Annotated in this window: 15 protein-coding genes and 1 tRNA gene; 6 read left to right on the forward strand and 10 right to left on the reverse strand. The window is 63.4% G+C overall.

All coding sequences use genetic code 11. From position 1 onward, the window contains the following. Positions 1-106 precede the first annotated feature (106 nt). The 5 genes from U4Y88_RS12040 (at position 107) to U4Y88_RS12060 (ending at position 4,374) form a co-directional block, all read left to right on the forward strand. Positions 107-433 carry a hypothetical protein gene (locus U4Y88_RS12040; protein WP_224013423.1) on the forward strand — a complete coding sequence of 109 codons (327 nt, stop codon included), beginning with the start codon at positions 107-109 and terminating at the stop codon, positions 431-433. A gap of 18 nt (positions 434-451) precedes the next feature. Then, entirely contained in the window at positions 452-871 is a 420-nt protein-coding gene (locus U4Y88_RS12045) for a MarR family winged helix-turn-helix transcriptional regulator (RefSeq protein WP_224013424.1), read from the forward strand. A 310-nt stretch (positions 872-1,181) separates the two neighbouring features. After that, the gene (locus U4Y88_RS12050) at positions 1,182-2,492 is read left to right on the forward strand and encodes a chloride channel protein (protein WP_224013425.1); all 1,311 of its coding nucleotides are present in this window, start codon (positions 1,182-1,184) and stop codon (positions 2,490-2,492) included. Between the two features lie 61 nt (positions 2,493-2,553). Beyond that, positions 2,554-3,216 carry a hypothetical protein gene (locus U4Y88_RS12055; RefSeq protein WP_321784120.1) on the forward strand — a complete coding sequence of 221 codons (663 nt, stop codon included), beginning with the start codon at positions 2,554-2,556 and terminating at the stop codon, positions 3,214-3,216. A gap of 135 nt (positions 3,217-3,351) precedes the next feature. Next, a complete protein-coding gene (locus U4Y88_RS12060; RefSeq protein WP_321784122.1) occupies positions 3,352-4,374 on the forward strand; it encodes a D-cysteine desulfhydrase family protein in 1,023 nt (340 codons plus the stop codon). 22 nt (positions 4,375-4,396) lie between these two features. On the opposite strand, the gene U4Y88_RS12065 is transcribed toward U4Y88_RS12060, so the two are convergent. The 10 genes from U4Y88_RS12065 to U4Y88_RS12110 all read right to left on the reverse strand — a co-directional run bounded on the left by U4Y88_RS12065 (position 4,397) and on the right by U4Y88_RS12110 (position 15,456). Continuing rightward, on the reverse strand, positions 4,397-5,875 hold the full coding sequence (locus U4Y88_RS12065) for an MFS transporter (protein WP_321784124.1): 1,479 nt from the start codon (positions 5,873-5,875) through the stop codon (positions 4,397-4,399). A gap of 148 nt (positions 5,876-6,023) precedes the next feature. After that, positions 6,024-7,256, reverse strand: a complete 1,233-nt coding sequence (locus U4Y88_RS12070; RefSeq protein ID WP_321784126.1) for a type II toxin-antitoxin system HipA family toxin — start codon at positions 7,254-7,256, stop codon at positions 6,024-6,026. Continuing rightward, complete coding sequence (locus U4Y88_RS12075) at positions 7,253-7,612, reverse strand: helix-turn-helix transcriptional regulator (protein ID WP_321784128.1); 360 nt, start codon at positions 7,610-7,612, stop codon at positions 7,253-7,255. The genes U4Y88_RS12070 and U4Y88_RS12075 overlap by 4 nt, the downstream gene beginning before the upstream one ends. Before the next feature lie 191 nt (positions 7,613-7,803). Continuing rightward, positions 7,804-8,463, reverse strand: coding sequence for a glutathione S-transferase family protein (locus U4Y88_RS12080; RefSeq protein ID WP_321784130.1), 660 nt, complete (start codon positions 8,461-8,463; stop codon positions 7,804-7,806). A gap of 245 nt (positions 8,464-8,708) precedes the next feature. Further along, positions 8,709-9,968 carry an MFS transporter gene (locus tag U4Y88_RS12085; protein WP_310633901.1) on the reverse strand — a complete coding sequence of 420 codons (1,260 nt, stop codon included), beginning with the start codon at positions 9,966-9,968 and terminating at the stop codon, positions 8,709-8,711. 344 nt (positions 9,969-10,312) lie between these two features. Next, positions 10,313-11,317, reverse strand: a complete 1,005-nt coding sequence (locus U4Y88_RS12090; RefSeq protein ID WP_321784132.1) for a hypothetical protein — start codon at positions 11,315-11,317, stop codon at positions 10,313-10,315. A gap of 196 nt (positions 11,318-11,513) precedes the next feature. Further along, complete coding sequence (locus U4Y88_RS12095) at positions 11,514-13,754, reverse strand: TonB-dependent copper receptor (protein ID WP_415774435.1); 2,241 nt, start codon at positions 13,752-13,754, stop codon at positions 11,514-11,516. Continuing rightward, positions 13,727-14,098, reverse strand: coding sequence for a DUF2946 domain-containing protein (locus U4Y88_RS12100; protein WP_321784513.1), 372 nt, complete (start codon positions 14,096-14,098; stop codon positions 13,727-13,729). Before U4Y88_RS12100 ends, U4Y88_RS12095 begins: the two co-directional genes overlap by 28 nt. 433 nt (positions 14,099-14,531) lie before the next feature. Beyond that, positions 14,532-14,616 (reverse strand) — tRNA-Leu (locus tag U4Y88_RS12105). A gap of 120 nt (positions 14,617-14,736) precedes the next feature. Further along, positions 14,737-15,456, reverse strand: coding sequence for a DUF4232 domain-containing protein (locus tag U4Y88_RS12110; RefSeq protein WP_321784136.1), 720 nt, complete (start codon positions 15,454-15,456; stop codon positions 14,737-14,739). A gap of 13 nt (positions 15,457-15,469) precedes the next feature. On the opposite strand from U4Y88_RS12110, the gene U4Y88_RS12115 reads away from it, so the two are divergent. After that, positions 15,470-16,858, forward strand: a complete 1,389-nt coding sequence (locus tag U4Y88_RS12115; protein ID WP_321784138.1) for a uracil-xanthine permease family protein — start codon at positions 15,470-15,472, stop codon at positions 16,856-16,858. Positions 16,859-16,998 lie beyond the last annotated feature (140 nt).

The following is a 16,998-nucleotide window of genomic DNA, read 5'->3' on the forward strand; positions in this document are numbered from 1 at the left end:
AACGTATAATGCACGCTGATTTCCCGCGCATGCGGGCGTTCGGCGTTGCACGCGCAACGGGGAACGCGCCGCGCCGAGCGCAGTCTTGATTCAGCAGAGGATGCCCATGAAGCGACTTTTTCTGGCCGCGTTGGCCGGCGTCTGGACCGCGAGTGCGTTCGCGCACACCTGCACCGAAGGTTCGCAAGTGCGAATCGAGGGCGATGCGCCGGGCGCGATCAGCTACGACATCTACACCCATCTCTACCCGCTCAGCGCGCACAAGCTCGCGCGGCTCGCGAACGCGCAGCAGGTCACGATGATCCCCGACGGCACCATTGCGTGCACCATCGCCGACGACGGCGTCGACGATCCGCACGCGGTGCTCATCAACGGTCCGCACGGCCAGATGAGCTACTGGCTTTCGGAAGATTACGTCAAGCCGCTGAGCTGACCGGGCAGGCAAGCTGTCATGGCATCGCCACGCCGCAAGGCCACGGAACCCATTTCTCGCGCCGATCTGGAGGAGCTTTCCGAGTTCCGCTATCGCCTGCGCCGCTTCCTGCGTTTTTCCGAAGAGATCGTGCACGCCGAAGGCGTGACGCCGCTGCAGTACATGCTGATGCTGCACACGCGCGCCTTTCCCGACCGCGACTGGGCCACGGTGGGCGAACTCGCGGAACGCCTGCAGGCGTCGTCGCATGGCACCGTGGCGCTGGTCACGCGCTGCGAGGCGGCCGGTCTGGTCGAGCGCGTGCCGAGCGCGCACGACCGGCGCCAGGTGCAGGTGCATCTCACGGCCGCTGGCGAAAGCTGTCTGATGAAGCTGGCCGCCCTGCACAAGTCGGAAGTGCAGTCGTTCGGCTGGGCGTTCCGTGAAGAAAACATCTAAGGCAGGCGGCGCAAGCGATCCGCGCCGTTTAAGTTTTTTTAAGTTTCCTTTAAGTATCCCGGCTTAAATTGGCACATATGTCATATCATGATCGTTTTTCGCGGCGCGCCTGCAGCGGGTGCGGCGCTCGATCGCGTGACATGGTGGTGTCCTCAGCTTGCCGGACTGCACGTCCAGTTGCCACCTGCGCCAACTGGTGGCGGCTTCCCCTGACCCAGCGTGATCGCTGGGTTTTTTTTCGATCGTCGAAAACGACGCTCGCGAAGGCGCCACCCATAGAATATTGTTCGACCACAGGAGAGACCGCACCGTGCGCATTTTTGGGCTGATCGACCGGCGCGCGCTGCAGCGCGCCAACCGGCTGTGGCTGCACTACGGCGTGTTCTGGCTCGGCGCGGTGGCCGTCGGTCTCGTCGCCGTGCTCTACGCGAAGCTCATCGATTTCGGCTACGCGCTCTTTCTGCGCTACGCCGCGGAACACTTCTGGCTGCCGCTTTTCGTTGCGCCCGCGATGGGCGCGTTGACGGTCTGGCTCACGCGGCGTTTCTTCAACGGCGCGGAAGGCAGCGGCATTCCGCAAGTGATCGCCATGCTGCACGGCCCCGATACGCTCGGCCCGAAGCTGCTCACGCTGCGCATTCTCGTCGGCAAGATCTTCGTGTCGTTTCTCGCGATTCTCGGCGGCTTCACGATCGGACGCGAAGGACCGACCATTCACGTGGGCGCGGCGCTCATGTTCAGCTTGCGCGGCTTTTATCCGCAGCGCTTTCGCGCGATCAGCCACGGCGTGCTCGAACGGCGGCTCGCACTCGCGGGCGCGGCGGCGGGCTTGTCGGCGGCGTTCAATGCGCCGCTCGCGGGCGTGGTGTTCGCCATCGAGGAACTCATGCGCAGTTTCTCGGAGCGCACCAGCGGCGTGCTCATCACGGCCATTATTTTCGCGGGTATCGTCTCGCTCGGCCTGCAAGGCAATTACGTGTATTTCGGCACCATCGACATCGGTTCGGGTTTGCCGAAGTGGCTCATGCTGGCCGTCGTGCTGATCGGCGTGATCGCGGGCGTGCTGGGCGGCTGCTTCTGCTGGCTGCTGCTCAACACGCAGCGCTGGATGCCCGCGAAACTGCTCGATATGCGCGCGAATCGGCCCGTGCTGTTCGGCGCCGTGTGCGGGCTGATCATCGCGATCATCGGCGTGATCTCGCACGGCCACGCGTTCGGCAGCGGTTATGCCGAGGCACGCAGCATGCTCGAAGGCAATGCGCAGGTGAGCGCGGCGTATCCGCTGTTCAAGATCGTGTCGATGGTCGGATCGTATCTGCCGGGCTCGCCGGGCGGCCTGTTCGCGCCGTCGCTCGCGATTGGCGCAGGCATCGGCAATACGCTGCACATGATGTTTTCGCAGATGCAGCTCTCGATGCTGATCGCGCTCGGCATGGTCGGTTATCTCGCGGCGGTCACGCAGAGTCCGATCACGGCGTTCGTGATCGTCATCGAAATGATCAACGGTCATGCGCTTGTGCTCTCGCTCATGGCGACCGCGCTGATCGCGAGCCGCGTCTCGCGCATCTTCGCGCCGCCGCTTTATGACGCGCTTTCGCAACGCTATTTGCGCGAGCCTTAACGTACGCTATCGCGCACAATCGCGCACAATCGTCGGGGATGAAATGAGGATCGCGGACAATATGGAACGGCGCCTGCTCGGCACGGCGCGTGTGTTGTGCATCGTGGCGCTGGTCGGCGCGGTGCTGGCGATGATGGCGGTGATCGCCGCGCTGGCCGCGTCCGGCAACGCCAACGTGAGCGCCGATCCGCCCGTGAGCGCGAGCGTCGTGCTCGCCTCGATTCCGGGCACGGAATCGGCCAACGACGCGATCTCCAGCAACGGTGCGAATGATACGAATGGCGCATACGGCGACGAAGCCGCGCTCGAGTTGCCCGCCGCCGCCGGACTCGTGCTGCCCGCGCCGTTGCGCGCCGTGCTCTATCAGCACAATGCGAGTCAGCCGATGCTCGACGCGTGGCTCGACAACGTGCCGCTCGCCGACCGCCAGCAATTCGTCGATGAACTCGGCCAGGTGATCGCGCACGCGACGCACCATGCATCGGCATGGGAATGGGACGATCGCGACCGTTATGTGGCGACGGCGATGAATCAATACGCGCGCTTCAAGATCGAACGCATCGCGTCGGCGCAATCGCTGATCGAGGCGGCGCAGGCGCGTAGCGCGCAATTCCGCTCGTCGCTCGGCACCCTGCTCGCTCTGGCGGGCTTTCTCACCGTGCTCCTGCTGCTCCTCGCGATCGAACGCAATACGCGCGCGCTGCGCGTGCAGAAGCCCGGCTGATGGCGATAACAAGGCGCTCGCCGGGCAAGCCCGCACGCGCGACGCGCCAACAGCACCAATTGCGCCCACCGCGCCCGCCACGTCGATCACGCTAACCAGGCAGTTCATCGCCACGAAACGTTCTTCGTCCCGTCCATGAACACGACCTCACTCGATCTTTCAGCGTTTCCCCGGTACGCGCTGCTCGAAGGCCCGACGCCCATTCAACATTTATCGCGGCTGAGCGCGCGGCTGGGCGGCGCGAACCTCTACGTGAAGCGCGACGATCTGAACGGACTCGGCGGCGGCGGCAACAAACTGCGCAAGCTCGAATTCCTGATGGGCGAAGCGCTCGCGCGCGGCGCCGATACCATCATCACCGTCGGCGCGCGCCAGTCGAATCATGCGCGGCTGACGGCGGCTGCCGCCGCGCGCGCGGGGCTTCAGTGCGAGCTGGTGCTCACCCGCGCGGTGCCGCGTTTCGACGCGGAGTACCTTGAAAACGGCAATATTCTGCTCGACGACCTGCTAGCGGCGCACGTGCACGATCTGCCCGCGGGTTCCGATTCGCTTCAATTCGCCGAAGCGCGCGCCGATACGCTGCGCGCGCAAGGCCGCAAGGTTTATGTGTGTCCGCTCGGCGGATCGAGTCCGGTCGGCTGCCTCGGTTATGCGGACTGCGCGGCGGAGATCGCCGCGCAGTCGCGCGCGAGCGGCGTCGCGTTCGACCATATCGTCATGCCCAACGGCAGCGGCGGCATGCACGCGGGCTTCGTGGCGGGCATGACGGCGCTCGGGCTGAATGCGGCCAGCGTGACGGCGTTCGCGGTGTACGCGAGCGCCGACAAAGCCCATGCCGCAACGTTCGAAAAAGCGAATCAGACCGCGCAAATCATTCACGCCGGTTTGCAGATTGACGCCAACGCGATCGTGATCGACGAATCGCAACTCGGCGACGGTTACGGCGTGCCCACCGACGCCATGCGCGACGCCGTGCGTCTGCTTGCGTCGACCGAAGGTCTGCTGATCGATCCGGTTTATGGCGGCAAGGCGTTCGCGGGCCTGCTGGCGAACGTCACGAGCGGGCGCTATCGCGCGAATGAAAACGTGCTGTTCGTGATGACGGGCGGCTTGCCCGGTTTGTACGCCTATCGCAGCGCGTTTCAGCGCGAATCGTGACGTCACGCGACGTGACGCGACATCACCCATCGTCGATAGCGGAAAGCGGCGTGGCCACGTGTTCGAGCGACTTGCGTTCGGCGTCCACGCCCCAGATTGCGGCGATCAGCGCCGCGCCCAGCATCAACGCGGAACCGACGAGATAGCCGGTGAACACCTCGCTGCGCTGATGCGTATCGATCAGTCGTCCGAAGAATGCGGGACCGACGATGCCGCCGAGGCCTGTTCCAAAGGCATAAAACACCGCAATCGCGAGCGCGCGAATTTCGAGCGGAAACGATTCGCTCACGGTCAGATACGCCGAACTCGCCGCCGCCGAGGCGAAAGAGAAAATCACCATCCACGCGATCGTCTGCTGCACGACAGTGAGCCAGCCCTGCGCGAACAGATAGCCGCTCACGCTTAGCAGCACGCCCGATAGCGCGTAGGTGGCCGCGATCATCTTGCGGCGGCCCAGCACGTCGAACAATCGTCCGAGCACGAGCGGCCCGAGGAAATTGCCGAGCGCGAACGGCAACAGATAAAGGCCGACCTCGCTGCCCGGCACGCGATAAAACTCGGTGAGCACCAGCGCGTAGGTGAAGAAAATCGCGTTATAGAAAAAGGCCTGCGCCGTCATCAGCGACAAACCGACGAACGCACGGCGGCGATGACGCACGAAGATCGCGTGCAGCACTTCGCGCAATGGCGTGTGTCGACGCGCGCGCAGGCGCAGCGGTTTTTGCGCGCTGTTATCGAGCGTGTGCCCGGCTTCGCGAAAGCGCGTTTCGATGCCTTCGACAATCGAGCGCGCATCGTCGTGATCGCCGTGCGTGAGCAGCCAGCGCGGGCTTTCGGGAATCCAGCGGCGCATCGGCAGAATGATGAGCGCGAGCACCGCGCCGATAAAAAAGCACGCGCGCCAGCCCCAATCCGGCGGCAGCCAATGCGGATCGAGCAGCGCGTAAGAGCCTAGCGCGCCGATGCCCGCGCCCACCCAGAAGGTGCCGTTGATGCTCAGGTCGGTCCAGCCGCGCACCCGCGCGGGCGTGAATTCCTGGATCGTCGAATTGATGGCCGCGTATTCGCCGCCGATGCCCGCGCCGGTCAGCGCGCGAAACACCACGAAGCTCGCGAAGCTCCACGAGCACGCCGTGGCGGCCGTCGCGAGCAGATAGACCGCGAGCGTGATGAAGAACAGCTTGCGGCGGCCGAGCCTATCGGTGAGCCAGCCGAACCCGAGCGCGCCCAGCACTGCGCCCGCAATATATGCGCTGCCCGCGAGCCCGACTTGCGCGTTGTCGACGTGCAGCACCGGGCTGGCCTTCAACGCGCTCGCGACCGCGCCCGCGAGCGTCACTTCGAGCCCGTCGAGCAGCCAGGTCACACCGAGCGCGACCACGATCAGCACGTGAAAGCGGCCCCACGGCAGGCGGTCGAGGCGTGCCGGTAGATCGGTTTCCACAACGGCGGGTTGATCGCCGATCTCGGCGGTGGCGCGGGTTGGGGTCTCGCTGGGCATGGGCGCGGCTCGCATTGCACGAAAAGGTGCTGGATCGCGACATCGGCAGCAGGTTGCGTACCTGGCGTGTGTTGCTCGCCGTGTTCGTTTAGCGCCTGTATATCGTGCGTGTATATCGCACGTGTTTAAACGTGTTTAAGTCGCTTGTTTAACTCGCGGCGCGCATGCGCGAGCGGTTCGCCTCTACGGCCTCCACGATTTCCGCGACCGTGGCCGCCGCAATCGGAAACGCCGAAGCACGCACCGCCAATTCGCCCGCGAGGTCCGACGTGCGCTCGATGATGCGCGCCGCGCTCGCCTCCTTCACGCCGCTATCCTTCGCGAGTTTCAGCAGATGGGCGCGCGCGGGCGCACGCGCCTCGCCGCCGATATCCATCTGATGCTGGCCCGCCGGCCCGCGATTGAACGTGATGTCGTACGCGGGCGCGATGCGCCAGTGATCGTCGCGATCGAGGCGGAAAGAAAAGTTCTTCGCGTGATCGTCGCGATTATTGAAGATCACGTTGAAGACGCAGCGCGCGTAGAGCGCCTCGACTTCGCGCACGTCGCGCGTGACGAAGCTCGCGAGGCGCAGCAGATTCGTGTAGTCCAGCGACGGCAGACGGAAATCGACGTGCGCGACGCCCGCCGCCGTATGCACGGGCACGCGCAGACCGTCCTCGCGATCGAAGCGCGCAATGCCGAACGCCGCGCCCTGCGCGCCAAGATCGAAATGCGCCGTAGGCGGCATCTCGATCCCGCACGCACGCGCGAGATCCGAATAGAGCATTTCGATCGCACAGACTTCCGGCGCTTCGTTTTGCGCCGGAAACTTCACGAGCCACGGCTCGCCGGGCGCGTCCTCCGAATTCCACATGCGATTGGCGTCGCGGTCCACGTTGACCAGCACCTTCGGACGCGCGCCATGCGGCGAGCCGCCCATCAGCACGAGTTCGCGCAGCACCGCTTCGCTCGCGCCCGCCATGGCCTGCTGCACTTCGTCGGCGATGGTGTGGAGATTCACATCGGCGACGACGATGGGCGCCTCGCTCTCGGGCGCGTAACTCAGCGCGCCCATGCCGCGACGGCCGACCACGGCGAGGCGGTCGAGCGGCGAAACCGCATACGGATCGATGCCGCGCACGCGGAACAGGCGGTCCATCAGCAGCATGCCCCAGCCGTCGGGCAGGCTGTCGGCGACGAGGCCGGGCAAGCGTTGCTGATGCGCGGGGAAATCGCCGAACGCGGCGCTTTGCAGGGGCAGTTTGAAACGCGACAGTTCGAGGCCGCGATCGCGTGCCGCCTGCGTGTATTCGAACAGAAGATGCTGGCCGTCGTCCGCGAGCACGCCGAGGTCGAAATGTTCGCCCCAGCCTTCGTAGATCACGCGCAGGCGTTTCATCGGCTGGATCTCCTGGACGCGGATTTGGCGGCGGATTTGGCGACTGGTTGGTTCGCCGATACGCGGCGCGGCGCACGCTGACGGGTCTCGCTCGCCTGCTCCATCGCGCGGATCGAACGGACCTTGAGTTCGAACAGCGCCTCCAGATCGGCCGCCCGCCCGAGCGCCTGCGCCACGCGCAGGAACGTCTCCAGCGTCGCCTGGCCGCTGCGCTCGAAATTGCGTAACGCGCGCTCGGACACGCCCGCGCGCGCCGCCAGTTCGGCCTGCGTGAGCGCCTGCTGAAGCCGCAAGGCGCGCAGTTTCTGCGCGAGCGCGCCCGCGATTTCCTCGACCGTCGCGAGATCGAACAGCACGGCCTGCTCCTCGGTGGATAACAGGCACAATTATACCGTTTATCGCGAAAATTCACTGATAATCGGTAGAAATATGCCGATTAATGTGGATCAATCGTCAGCGATCCTTAACCGGCGCAAATCTACCGTTTATCTGGAAAATCATGGCTTAATCGGCATCTTTCTTCCGATTACACACCACAAGCGCACACTCAATCCCGATCGGGCGCGCCCAGCGGAAATAAGGGCCGATACGGCCTCGCCTCCTCCACCGCGCGCGCAAACGAGGACCGCGCGAGCAGCCGCGCACGATACGCGCGCAGCACGGCGAAATGCTCGGGAATGCGGTGCGCCCAGTCGGCGTAAAAGAGCGACGGCGCGGCCGCGCAGTCCGCGAGCGTGAAGTCCTCGCCCGCCGCCCAGGTCCGCCCCGCGAGCCGCTCGTCGAGCCACGCGTAGGCCAGATCGAGCTTGCTCGCCGCATACGCGCGCGCGTCGTCACGCTGCGCGGGATCGCCCGTCAACGCGCCCTCGACGGCGCGCTGCACCGGCGTCATCACATGCAGATCGAAGAAGCGATCGAGAAAGCGCACATCGAGCGCGGCCATCGGGTCATGCGGCAAAAACCGCTGCGCGCCGCCATGCGCGAGCTGAAGATATTCGATGATGATGCTGGTCTCCGCCACGCTGCGCTCGCCGTCAACGAGCACCGGAAATTTGCGCAGCGGCCACAGCGTCAGCCACGCCTGCGTGTGCTGCGGCGTGTCGGGCCCGATCGCACGCAACTCGAACGGCGTGCCGTTCTCGTACAGCGCGATGAGCACCTTCTGCGTATAGGAAGAAAACGGATGACCATAAAGCGCGAGCGACATCGTGAGACCTCCCGGTTCGAAGCGGACAGCGCAGGCGGGTGGAAGATGCGTTGAACGACGGCTTGAACGATGCGCCAGGCGCGCGCGCATTGCAAGCGTTCGCGTGCGGCGATAGTCGTGCGGTTCGGCGTGGGAGGGAGGTTCGATCGTGACACGATCGAGAAGGAGTCCGCGATGGCGGAGCGCCACCGCGCTGGCGCAGGGGCAAGCACCAAGCCTGCCCCACGCCTTCTACACAACGCGCATCAGTCGAGCGATGCGCCGCCGCAATTGCATCCGCGTTCGAGCGACGAAGCCGCCGCCGAACGCGGCCGCTCCATCGCGGCCAGGCGCTGCAACGTGATGAGGCCCAGCACGGCGAGCCCGCAGCCGAGCACGAAATCGGCGCGCACGCCCGCATGATCGACGATCGTGCCGCCCACTGACGAACCCAGCGCAATCGCCACCTGAATCACGCTGACGAACATCGCCGAGCCGGCTTCAGGACGATCGGCCGTGCCGCGCTGAATCCACACGCTGAAGCACAGCGGCAGCGCGCCGAACGCGACACCCCACATCAGCATCGCAGCGATTTCGCCGATGCGCACGTGATCGAGCAACAGCATCGACGACAGCGCGCAGAGCAGCAGCGCTGTCATGGCCGCAACCGATGTTTTCAAACGATTCGCGATCACCATCGACAGCAGCGCATTCGAGAAAAAGCCGATCACGCCGAATGCGAGCAACAGCAGCGTAATGGCGTTCAAGGAAAAGTCCTGCTGCAACAGCGGCGCGATAAAGGTGTACGTCGAAAAATGCGCGCCGAAAACCAGCGCGACCATCAGCATGCTCAGGCGCGTATGCGGACGACGCATCAATTCGACGAAATCGGCGATACGCAGCGCGGTGGCCGACGGCAGCGACGGCACGAGCAACGCCTGCGCGATCAGCGCGACCGCGACGAGGCCGCCCGTCGCGAGAAACGACGCGCGCCACGATGCGAAGCCCGCAATAAAGGTGCCGAGCGGCACGCCGATCACGGTCGCGCAGGTGACGCCCGTGAGAATGATGGCGGTTGCACGCGCGGCGTCGCTGAGTTGCACGAGACGTCCGGCGGCGGCGGTCGCGAGCGTCCAGAAGCCGCCGAGCGCCGCGCCGAGCATCGCGCGACCGATCAGCATGACAACGAAATTCGACGACATCGCCGAAACGATATTCGACGCGAGCAGCATCGCGGTGAGCAGCAGAAACACGCGGCGCCGGTCCATGCGGCCCGCGAGAATCAGCATGCCGGGCGCGAAGATCGCGGCCAGCACGCCGGGCGTGGTGACCATCAGACCCGCTGTGCCCGGTGTTACGCCGAGGTCGCGCGCAATCTGGGGCAGGAGCCCGACCGGAAGAAATTCGGAGGTGACGAAAGCGAATGCGCTAATGGCGACGGCAAACACCGCGAGCCATTGGCGCAATGTCGTTTCGGCGCCGGGGCGTAGCGACGCCGCATCGACGGGTTGTTCGTTGATGTGCATGGAACTGTTTTAGAGAGGCGAATAATAAAAGCGATTGTTCGGTCAAACTGCGCTAAAACGCGGGAGAAAATGCGGATAACCGAATTCGCTGCGGGGTTCTTTCTAACTTAACATCGCAGAAAGAAAATTGTGTGAGTGTTTTAAAAAACGCGTTCGTCAGTAGGGTCTTGATGCGCGCAAAAAAACGTACGCGAAACGAATGCCGCGCCTGATATCTGCGTCAAAAGGACGCAAATGTCAGGCGCAAAGTGCGGCGATCGGTAAAAAAGATACGGCGAAAAAAATAAATACGTGGCGTGGCCGATCAGAAGGCATTCATCAGCCGGAAGCGGTATGCGCGTATTTTACCAACGGTAGCCCACGCCCGCAAAAATGATGTCGGTGTCGCGGTTATAGCGCGTGACCACGCGATTCCATTCGAGCCGTCCGTCCCAATGCCGGGCGAAGCGATACGAACCCGCAATCGTCACGAGCCCCGAGAATTTGCCCGCGCCCGGCCCTGGCGATTCGCTGTTCTCGTTTTCGTTGATGGCGTAATACGCACCCGCGCCCACGGCCAGCGTGACCTTGTCATTGAGAAAGGCGCGCGTGGCCCATAACTGGCTCGTGATGCCGTCGCGCCGCGCGGTTTTGCTGCTGCCTTCGTGCAGATAGCCGAGCGTGATGTCCATATACTTCATGAGTCCGCGCCGATATTCGATCGCGCCGCCCAACGCGTTCGGCGAACGAGTCGAATTCACGATGGTCTCGCCCAGATAAACCGCGACTTCGTTATTCGTGACCTTCGACGGTGAACCCGACGCCCACTCGCGCGGCCCAGGACTATCCGGCGCGTCGAGTTGATAACCGATACCCAGCATCACGCTCGTGGCGTCCGGGCCGCGCTGCACGTGAACGCGATTGAGTTGAAGCTGCGTGATCCAGCGGCTGGATGCGTAATACGCCGCGCGCACGCTATAGACGACGCCCCAGCCATGCACGTCGGAATAGCTGCCGCCCTGCTCCGCCGTCGTCGTGTCGAAATAGCGATACGGTCCGATACCCGCTTGCAGCACGAACTTCGGATTGCCGAGCGGCGCCCTGGCCCAAAGCTGAATTAACTGGCCGTCACGGTGATGATCGGGAATATGCCCTTCGTTGAGCCATGAAAAGCTCGCGGCGAAATATGGCCCAAGCCCCTCCTGATAATTGAACGCCCATGTGTAGGTATTGGTGCTTCCCGCGCGCGAACCGCCGCCAAACAGCGAAAACTCCTGTGCGTGCGCGGCGCTCGCGTGAAGCAGCACGAACGCAATCGACCACTGCAGATATCGCTTGATCGCCTTGAAGCGGACACATCGTTCTTTCATGCGGAAGCTCCTGGCGTGCGCAATGCACTCGACGGTCACCAGCTTGCGTCGGCGCAACCTGATCGACGCTAGATGAAATGAGCCGCCTCTTGACGCATAAACGGTAATTCCCGACAAAGAAGGGGGCAACGTGCAATGGCGCCTGCCCCGCATTCGCATCAATAAATGGGCAACGCGCCACGCTGTTGATCGCCTGTCACATGCGCAAGCGCAATCTGCCCCAAATAGTGCGTCCCGGCTCCATCACCGCTACGCCGCCTGGGTAGCCGAAACCCGCATTGCCCGCGAGATTCAGATGTTCGCTATAAGCCTTGTTAAACAGATTATCGACACCGATCGACAATTGCGTGCGCTTATCCAGATCGTATTGCGCATGCAACGACACTACGCCAAATCCCGCACTCGGACCGAAGTCCTGCCCCACGACATTGCCCTCGTGCATCGCATAGCGGCGCTGCGGCGCCACGATGCGCCAGAGCGCGCCGACCGACCAGGCACGCCACGCATAGTCGGCATTCAAACGCAGGTCGAGCGGCGGAATTTGCGGCAACGGTTCGCCGCTGCTCGCGTTGCGCCCCCACGCATAAGCCGCCGACATGCCGAATTTCCATCCCACGCTCATGCGCCATGTCGCGCCCAATTCGCCGCCCAGAATTTGCGCATTCACGTTAGTGGCTTGCGAAACATTTGCGTTGGCGCCCGTGCCGTAGGTGAACAAAATGAAATCGTCGACATAGCCCGCATAAGCCGAAATCCATGCATCGACAGCGTCATTCCGATAATGCGCGCCGATATCGAATTGCGTGGTTTTCTCCGGCTCGATGCCCGCGAATGCGTTGGCGGAATTCGCGGGTCCGTTTGACGGCGAAAACAGTTCCCAGTAATCGGGAAAACGTTCGGTATGGCCTACGCCTGCGTACCACGTCAGCGGCACGGCACGCGCGGTTTGCTCATAGCGGATGAAGCCGCCAGGCAGCACGCGCGTGCGGGTCTCGTTCGCGGTCGGGTTCGGCATCGACATCGCCGCCATGGCCGCACGCGTGGACGTGCGTTCGTCGGTGGCCGCCGCGCGATCGAGACGCAGGCCGGCAACGACGCGCTGCGTTTCGCTCGCATCCCACGTCAATTCGGAAAAGAGGCCGTAATTCGTCATGTGCGCCGAGGGCGTCCACGGCAAACCGGACGGACTTTGCAGCCCCATTGCCGAACGCGCATCGAGGCAGTTCGACTGCGCGTCGAAACCGGCGATCCCCTGCAGGTTGTCGCCCAGATCGAGCGTCGCCGCTACGCGCGCGCCTGCCGTGCGGCGGCGCACATCCGACGCCATCGCCATGCTGCCGGACGGCGTCTCGCGCAATGTGTAGTTATCCATACGATGTTCGAAGGCGTTGTAATAAACCTGTGCCTCGATCTTGCGGATCACACTGTTCAGATGCTGTTTTTCGAAGCGCAACGCGACGCTGTCGCGCTTGAAACGCACGCCATCCATGCTGCGCCCGGCGTAGCGCGCGTGACCGTCGCCAGTACCCGCATCGAGTTCGATTTTCGTATCGGCGTCGGGCGTCATGCCGAGCGCGATATCGGCATTCCATTTATCCCAGGCGGAGGGCACGGATTGACCGTTGCCGTCACGATAATCCTGCGCGTGCGATTTATTCGCGTTCACGCGCGCATAGACATCGGGATTGCCCGCTGCGAGTTCGAGATTCTCGTCGTTGCGGCCGTTCGTGGCGCCCATCACACTCGCGTCGACGTGTGCGCCGGCCGTATCGAAGCGCGGCGTCTCGCGCTCGAACAACACGGTGCCCGCCGACGCGCCGGGACCATACAACACGGTTTGCGGGCCTTTGATGACCGTGACCTTGTCGTAGCTCTCCGGCGCGACATACGACGAAGGCGCGTCCATGCGCCCCGGACACGCGCCCTGCGTGGGCGCGCCATTCGCAAGGAGGTTCAGACGCGAACCGAACATGCCGCGCAATACGGCATCGCCGTTGGTGCCGCCGCTGCGAATCGCCGTAAAGCCCGGCACGGTCTTCAGGTAATCCGCTCCGTCGCTTGCAGGCAGCGGCTGACGCGGTGTTTTCGGATCGGTGACGGAAACGAAGGGATTCTTGAGCGGATGCGCCACGACTTCGACACGCGGCAGCATGGCTTCGGTCTCCGATACCTGGCCGCCTGACGCATCGTCTGGAGACTCGGTGCGTGCATCAACCGATCGGCAAAAAATCGAAGCCGCGAGCAACGCCACTTTTGCGGCGACCTGAATTCTGGAAGCAGTAATTGAAATGAACATTCGATAAACCCGATTCGACAAACCTGATTCGACAAACGCAATAGCGCCCGCCGCGCGACGCAGGGCAATCGCACGGTGAAGCAAGGACTGGTTATGGAAATCGCGAAGCGCGATCAGGCGTCGAAGGGAGGTGCGCGCAATGGGCGGTGCAGATAGCGCACGCGCGGGAGATCGATACCGACATGTCCTGGCGCGGACAAACGCGCGCCGGGATCGGCCCCCACGATCGCTGTCGAAGCGGTATTTAAAGCGGGGGAATGTGCAAGCAGACTGCAATAGCCGCACGCGTCGAGATGCACGGCCAACTGCTTGCCGGAATGCGAAGCGGCGCTGCCCGGCGATTCATCGTGGCTGGCAGCGCTGCAAAGCACATCGGTGGGCACTTGCTCGCGCTCGATCAGTTGCGAGCCAAGCGGCGCGAGCACGGCGAGCAGGATCGCGAGGATCCCGAGCCAGGCAGTAACGCGAATCGATCGGCGGAACATCAGGAGCAAGAGGGCTTCGTGGCGCGGGCGGACGTTCAGGTGTGAACCGCAGCGCGATCAGCCATCGGCATTCGCGCTACGGGCGCGGCCATTTTGTTGTCCGCGGGCACGAAAAGAAACCCGATGCTCAGTGCGAATTGATGTGTATCACGGCGAGGAGCAATGTAGCGTGCAGCACCGCGACGTGTTGTCCGCGCTGACGTTCATGCGCGAATAGACGAGCGAATTCACGCACGACTAGCGGCAATCGCTGAAAGCGCAGCATCGCACCAACGAATATCGAAACCAATCGAGATGAAAATGAAAAAGCCGAAGCATCGTTTGCGCCGAAAAAAACGACGTGAATGCTGGCAGATCGAATAAGAAATGGAAAAGACCCACTGGGTCTTTTACCTTTTCGATCATCAGTATCCTTAGAGAAAAGGATACTCTCTGGTGCTCAGGGCGGGACTCGAACCCGCATGCCTCGCGGCGCTACCCCCTCAAGATAGTGCGTCTACCAATTTCGCCACCTGAGCAAGAGGGTCGCCATTGTATCGACAAATTTTCGATTTGCGAAGCCCTTTTTTCATCGCGTGTTTCAAGACGCGATAAACGCATCACGCGCGCGCCGCTTCGGGCACGCGCAACGACTTCGATTACGGCGTCCAGGGCCCAAACGGTGTGAACTGATAACGCGGACCGTCGTCGGCCGAGCCGCATAGATGGCCGCGAAAACGCGCCGTCAACGCGCCCTGTCCAATGCGAAGCCGCAAATAAGCAGGATCGATGCAATGCGTGTTGTCGAACACTTCGCCGGAAACCCAGCGCACACTGCCTCTCGCCGCGCCCTTCGCGGCGAGCGTGACGGGCCTCAGCGCCGGACCGGGATGCATGCCGGGCATCGATTGCATCGATGCGCGCAGCACGCGCTGACGTTTATCCAGAAACGAGAGCGGTACGCGCGCGGGCAGCAGACAGGCCGTGTTGCTGCGATTGCGCAGCACGATATACGTGCCGCTATGCGACATGCCGTTGAAATCGCCACCGCCGTCGTCCAGTTGCAATACGAGTTGATCCGCGCGGCACGCCGGAAGATTGGCAGAAGCCTGCGTGGAAGAATTGGCGGCGCCCGCGCCTCCTGCATAAGCCGCACCGCACGCGAATAGCAGCGCGAAACCGCCAGCCATCATCGCGCGTAAGTGAATGCATATGGTCATTGTGCCGCTCGCCTCCATGGAATTGGCCCCAGTAAATAAGGGGGCCAGGAAGCCAAAAAGTTCCAGCCGGATGCGCGCCGCGCGCGCGAGTCGCGGACGCCGTCGGCCATGGCCCGCGCCAACCCGGTAAAATCCCGCCTTTTCCTTTCCACCCGCCATTTCCGTCTCGCCGATGCAACCCGCTTCCTCCGCTCCGCGCGCCACTCAGGGCGCCGACGACGCCGATCCCACGCACGACCTCGTCTACGGCCCCGACGACCGCCCCGCCCCGACCATCGCTTTCGTGGCGGCGCTGCAGCATCTGCTGGCCATTCTCGTGCCCATCGTCACGCCCGGCCTGCTGATCTGCCAGGCGCTCAACGTGTCCAGCCGCGACACCACGCTGATCGTGTCGATGTCGCTCGTGATTTCCGGCATCGCCACCTTCCTGCAATGCAAACGCTTCGGCCCGCTGGGCGCGGGGCTGCTCATCGTGCAGGGCACCAGCTTCAATTTCGTCGGGCCGCTGATCGCGGGCGGCAGTCTGATGGTCAAGCAAGGCACGCCCGTCGAAACGGTCATGTCGGCCATTTTCGGCGTCGTGATCGCAGGATCGTTCGTGGAAATGGGCGTCTCGCGCATCCTGCCTTTCGTGAAGCGCCTCATCACGCCGCTCGTCACGGGCATCGTGGTGCTGCTTATCGGCCTCACGCTCATCAAGGTCGGCCTCATCAGCATGGGCGGCGGCTATAGCGCGATTGCGAAGGGCAATTTCGCGAGCCCGCAGAATCTCGCGCTGTCGTGCACCGTGCTCGGCACGATCATCCTGCTCAATCGCGTGCCCGTCGTGTGGGTGCGTAGCACGGCGCTCGTGATCGCGCTGGCGATCGGTTATCTCGTGGCGGGCGCGCTCGGCCGTCTCGACTTCACTGGCGCGCGTGAAGCCGCGCTGTTTCAGATTCCGACCCCGTTGCATTTCGGCATGGGTTTTTCGTGGTCGCTTTTCGTGCCGATGCTAATCATTTATCTCGTCACCTCGCTCGAAGCGATTGGCGACGTCACAGCCACCAGCAAGATTTCGAAGCAGCCCGTCGAAGGTCCGGTCTGGATGCAGCGCATCAAGGGCGGCGTGCTCGTCAACGGTTTCAATTCGCTGCTGGCCGGCGTGTTCAACACGTTCCCGAGTTCGGTGTTCGCGCAGAACAATGGCGTGATTCAACTCACGGGTATTGCGAGCCGCCATGTGGGCCTCTGGATCGCGGGCATGCTCGTGGTGCTCGGTCTGTTTCCGCCGGTCGCGGGCGTGCTGCAAGCGGTGCCGGAACCGGTGCTGGGCGGCGCGGCCATGGTGATGTTCGGCGCGGTGGCCGCATCGGGCATCAACATTCTCTCGGGCATCACGCTCGATCGCCGCGCGCTGCTGATCATCGCGGTGTCGCTGGCGCTGGGACTCGGCGTCTCGCAGGTGCCGGAAATTCTCACGAGCCTGCCGCACGCGCTCAAGAACGTGCTGGAGTCGGGTGTCGCCACGGGCGGCATTTGCGCGCTCGTGATGAACTGGTTCCTGCCCGAGCGGAAATAAGCGACGGCAATAAGGCAAAAGCAATAAGCCTCAGCGGAAGGCGGCGCATCCATCACGCCGCTTTCCGGCAACGACGTTAGCGTTCGTCCGCAGCGTCGTTACAAATACGCGGGAATAGCGTGCGGCCCGCGACGGTATAA

The organism is Paraburkholderia sp. J94 (genome assembly GCF_905220285.1).
In the GTDB taxonomy this organism is placed as follows: Bacteria; Pseudomonadota; Gammaproteobacteria; order Burkholderiales; family Burkholderiaceae; genus Paraburkholderia; species Paraburkholderia tropica_A.